The organism is Bradyrhizobium sp. STM 3843 (assembly GCF_000239815.1).
Classification (GTDB): domain Bacteria; phylum Pseudomonadota; class Alphaproteobacteria; order Rhizobiales; family Xanthobacteraceae; genus Bradyrhizobium.
The window spans coordinates 1-4932 of sequence record NZ_CAFK01000027.1; the positions used below are offsets into that span (position 1 = coordinate 1).

Annotated in this window: 2 protein-coding genes and 1 pseudogene; all 3 read left to right on the forward strand. The window is 58.4% G+C overall.

All coding sequences use genetic code 11. The features are described 5' to 3' along the window. The first annotated feature begins 1215 nt into the window (after nucleotides 1-1215). On the forward strand, nucleotides 1216-1917 hold the full coding sequence (locus tag BRAS3843_RS04330) for a caspase family protein (RefSeq protein ID WP_008967513.1): 702 nt from the start codon (nucleotides 1216-1218) through the stop codon (nucleotides 1915-1917). A 713-nt stretch (nucleotides 1918-2630) separates the two neighbouring features. After that, the gene (locus BRAS3843_RS40490) at nucleotides 2631-3302 is read left to right on the forward strand and encodes a hypothetical protein (RefSeq protein ID WP_008967515.1); all 672 of its coding nucleotides are present in this window, start codon (nucleotides 2631-2633) and stop codon (nucleotides 3300-3302) included. 14 nt (nucleotides 3303-3316) lie between these two features. Continuing rightward, nucleotides 3317-4932 (forward strand): annotated as a pseudogene (locus tag BRAS3843_RS04335) (hypothetical protein); the annotation flags it as partial.

The following is a 4932-nucleotide window of genomic DNA, read 5'->3' on the forward strand; positions in this document are numbered from 1 at the left end:
AGCCAATTTAGTCTCCAAGGTTGGCTCTGATACATTTTTTGGTGCCGGCAGTCGACTGCGGAGGCACAGTTAAGGGGAGAATCACGGGGTGTGCCGTGTAAGATCGCCATAACGGTGAGAAGGGCCTTCCCTCAATGCGACTCAGTTTCGGGGCGGATCCATGGCCGACATGGTCGGCTCCTGCTCCGCACATTGCGGATCGTCGAGATCAAGGTCGAATGCCGGTGTCAATGTGGTAGAGCGAGACGATAGTTTGGTTCTTCTTAAGCAGGTTCTCTGCGCCCATGCCGACTCGTGACATCGAAACAGCCGTAAGAAGTATCTCAAACTCCGTCGCGGCTTGGGATTACCGGGCAAAATACTGTCTGGCTATCGGCATCGATCAATATTTGGAGTTTCCGCGCCTAAATTACGCAGTGCACGACGCGCAAGGTATAGCGACCCTGCTGCATGACAGCTTTGGCTTCACTGTCGCGACTGCGCTAAACCAAGAAGCGACGCGTGCGCGAATTGGCGACGACATCACCAATAAGATTGCGACGGCAGCAGGTCCTGACGATCTAGTAGTCATCTTCTTTGCCGGGCACGGCGAAACTATGAGCCTCCCTGGAGGAGGTAAGCGCGGCTTCATTGTGCCGGTGGACGCCAAGCCTCGAAGACCTGCGGACCTCATAGCGGTAGATGATGTCGTTAGCTGGCTGGACTTTATCCCAAGTCGTCACGTTCTGCTGATTTTCGATTCCTGCTTTTCGGGCATGTTGACAGTGCGGAGTCCGGTGTCGAAGCCAGGCATAGACGTGTTCGCGCGCCGCGCTCGCCTGGCTATTACGGCGGGCGGCGCAGATCAGACCGTAATAGATGGAGGCTGGAACAATCACTCCGTCTTTACGGGCCTGCTCATACAGGCGCTGAGAAATAACGATGCGCCGCGTCCTGATGGCTTCACGACGGCAACATCACTTTTTTCGTATCTTGAGGCTGTGGTGCCCAAATACGCAAAGCAAACGCCGGCACTCGGTATGCTTCCAGGGAGCGAGGGCGGAGATGTCGTGCTTGCCTCACACGGAAGCAACATCTCATTAGCTCCCATTTCCACTGATCCGCCTCCTTTCATCGGCCAATATAGTCCCGACTTTCCACAGGGGGGGGCATACAACGCGTGCCCGGTTTGGGGACGAAATCCCAGGTGGCTTTCAGCGCGGGTCTGGAGTGGACTTGCCGATCTTTGCCGAGTCAGGCCGACAGTGGGCCATTTTGATAGGCACCAATCCCAGCCATGTTGTTCCAGGTCTTGTAGCATCGCGGGGCGTCATTCCGACCGAATTCCTCGATGCCTATGACGCCCTCGACTGGTTCCTTAACCCGGACATGCATGGTGCGCTACCGAAGGAGCAGCTGTTCTTTCTAGCGGATGCCGAAGCGACCGAGGCTAATGTCGAAAGGGCGCTGAACGAAGTGGCCAATAAGGCCGAAGCGGAAGACAGTGTCCTCTTCTATTTCAGTGGGCATGCTACAACGTTCAACGACCCCGGTGAGTTACAGCTCTACGACTCGCCAGTTGGTGGCGGTGATTTAACTGCCGACCCGCATCAAGGAGTTGTGGGGGCTCAAGATCTAGTTCGATGGCTCAACAATCTTAGGGTTGGCAAAGCAGTCGCCATTCTCGACAGTGGCGGGTATGGAATGTACCGGGCATGCGAGGAGCTTGCACCGGGACGCTTTGTACTTTCATCCATCAATGGAATCACGCTGTCCCGCAATGGGTTCATTACATGGTATGTCCGGCGTGCACTGCAAAAGCTTGGGGCGAAAGCGACGCTGGCTATCCTCCACCGGGTGCTCGTGCAAGCAGAGGCAGCCTGGGTCGAGCGCAATCACTTACCACTATACATCTACTTGCGTGGCAACTTGAAGTGAGCGTGCCCCGTCCGTTGCTGGAAGCTTGGCCATTCGGCTTCACCGCCATTGGGGCACAGTCGCCAATCCCCGGTTTTCACGATACGTGGCGTGCCGCGGCTGACCGGCGCTATGTTCCGAAGGCATTAATGCTGTTCCCCGCCAAGTGGTCGTCGTGTAGCTGTCGACCAGCAGGTGGCAGCGATCGCTTGATCACGAGCAGTTGATTGCGATCGCAATTTCGACTTTAGATTGGTCCTCTAAGATCGCGTTGCTCCGGATCAGGCCGTTGTCGAATGCGCTTCGATTCTCGATCCAAGTGTTAATGGCATAGCTCGTTACTGCGGATTCCATTGAAGCGCCTCGCATTTTCGCGCAGTTGAGGTTCTGGCATTCGGGCCTACCGATCGTCCGGCCGTATATTCGCTCAGAAAAAGTTGCTGCAATAAGTGTCCAACGAATTAGGATGCTGGAGGACGTCTCGATGGATCGGCTAGAGAGAGTGTTCGGCGCGAACCTCGACGGGGGCGACGGAAGCTCAGAAGCGCTTATCGTGTTCACGTGCACTTTCATTTTGGCAGCAGCAGTGGTTCTGCGAGCGCCAGTATTCCGCGAACGCATCCGTCTGGTGCTACGTAGTTGGAGAATCCGGCCGTAGCCGGTTCGGACGTGGCGCTACGCGGATGCTTTAGCGATCAGAGGAGGCTTCTCTGACGCGCAGGTTCCCAGGCGGGGTGAGTGATCCCGAGGGGCGGCGAGGCTTTGTCGGCTTGGCCGGAGGTGAGGTTACGGCGCTCGATCTAACGACCGGCGCGGTGATTTGGGGGCGCACAGGCTTGGGACAACCGCTTGCGGCCAATCTTTCGCGCTTAGTGACGCTCCATCACTCAGGAGGTGAACTTGCACTTCGCCTCACCGATGCGCTGACGGGCCAGGACATCGCGCGCATCTCAGGCCTTGATCTACCAAACTGGGCTCAAGAAGTCATCGGAGAGCCCAATGCGATCTGCTTCCATGCCAAGAACGAAGGCACCAGCATCCGTGTATCGTGGTCCCTACGCCGACCTTATCGCGGAGGCGCGCCACCGGGACCAGCAATCGCCGGAGCACTCCCCGCCGCGCACCTCAGCGGAAGCATCTTGTTGGATCCGGCGAACGGAGACGTGCTTGAGAGAGGACAAGGAACTGCACCCGTGGAGCAACTGAGATCCGTGGTCTCGACGGACCCCAGCGTTCTCGCGCAGGAGCAGATCGGAGATCGCGTTTATCGTCTGAAGGTTGCGCCGGTGGCGCCGGGTGGCGCCGAAATGGCAGTCGAGGCGAGTAGCGCCGCCAATGGCAATGTAGAATGGATTACGCCGGTGGGCACGGTTCCGGATATCGGCCCGACGCCTTTACGGCCCTAATGTTGCGAGGAAGCATGGCTACAAGATCTTTGCGTCGCGCCGGCAAGTTGGTGCCACAGGACCAAGTGCAACTGCTGCACAAGAGCCGAGGACTGACACGCCAAGCCATCGAGATCCTTCCCGAAGGCGCGTACCGCCGGTCCGTGCGCCGGCTGGATTATCCCGACTTGCCGCGCGCGCGTCTAGCCTTTCGCCTCCTTCAGGCGGAAGGGGCCGACGGGGCGATGCCGCCGCAACCGGTCGCGACAGCACTGGACCAGCTCTCAGCATCACGGCAGCGATCCATCCTTCAGATCGTCGCCCGCATCCCGACCGGCGATGTCGCAGCGCCCGGCGCACTTGCAGTCGTCCCCCCGACAGCCAACTTGCAGAATCGAAGATGGGAAGCGCTGGGACCCGGCAATATCGGTGGTCGCACTCGGACGATTCTCGTGGACCCGACAAGTCCTGACACCATCTGGGCCGGTAGCGCTGGAGGCGGAGTCTGGCGTACGGACAACGGCGGTCAGAACTGGTCGCCGGTGGATGACTTCATGGCCAACCTCGCCATCACTTCTCTGGTGATGGATCCGACGGACCGGAACCGGATCTATGCGGCAACCGGCGAAGGCTTTGGCGCGCTTGATGCCATACAGGGCGGAGGCATATTTCAAACGCGAGACCAAACGACGTGGTCGCGGATCGAGGCGACCGGAGCAAAGAACTTTCAATCAATCAACAGGCTGGCGATCAGCAGCGACGGCAAAGTGCTTCTCGCTGCCACCAACTCGGGTCTTTGGCGCAGCGAGGATGAAAACCGCGCCAATTGGCAGCAAGTGCTGCGCGACAAAGTTGCCGATGTAAAATTTCACCCAACGGATCCCAACAAGGCAATTGCCGGCAGTCTGGAGGTCGGCCAAGCGTGGGTCAGCGTCGACGGCGGCCGGACATGGACGGCTTCGAACCATGATCAGCCTTGGATGAGGCGCGTCGAGGTCTGCTATACGGCTGCGGATCCGAATGTTGTCTATGCCTCAGTCGAGAACGAGAGTGGGCAGATCTGGCGCTCGAGCGACGGGGGCCTGACGTTTGTCCAACGGCGTTCTCTGAATGCTGACAACAAACCAGCCAATTACCTCGGCGACCAGGGTTGGTACGGAAACGTCATCTGGGCCGGAGACCCGACTAATGCGGACTTCGTTGTCGTCGGTGGAGTGGATCTCTGGCGAAGCCTCGACGGCGGCGATACGCTTGTGGATATGAGCTCCTGGTGGAGCGCGCAATCTGCGCACGCCGATCACCACGTCATCGTAGCCCACCCGGACTTCGATGGGGTGAACAGCCGAATTGTGTTTTTCGGAAATGATGGCGGCGTCAACAAAGCCGACGATATTCGTTCGGTCGGAAGCGATCCGAATCCTCCGCGCATTTCCGGCTGGAAGCAGCTGAACAACACGTTCGGCGTCACGCAGTTTTATCACGCAGCTGTCAATGAACGCGGCGTGATCGTGGCCGGCGCCCAGGATAACGGCACTCTTGCATTTCAGCCGGAGGCGGGCAGCGAGCGCTGGATTAGCATTTTTGGTGGCGATGGCGGTTTTTGCGCTGCCGATCCAAGCGATCCCAAGGTATTTTACGGCGAGTATGTCTA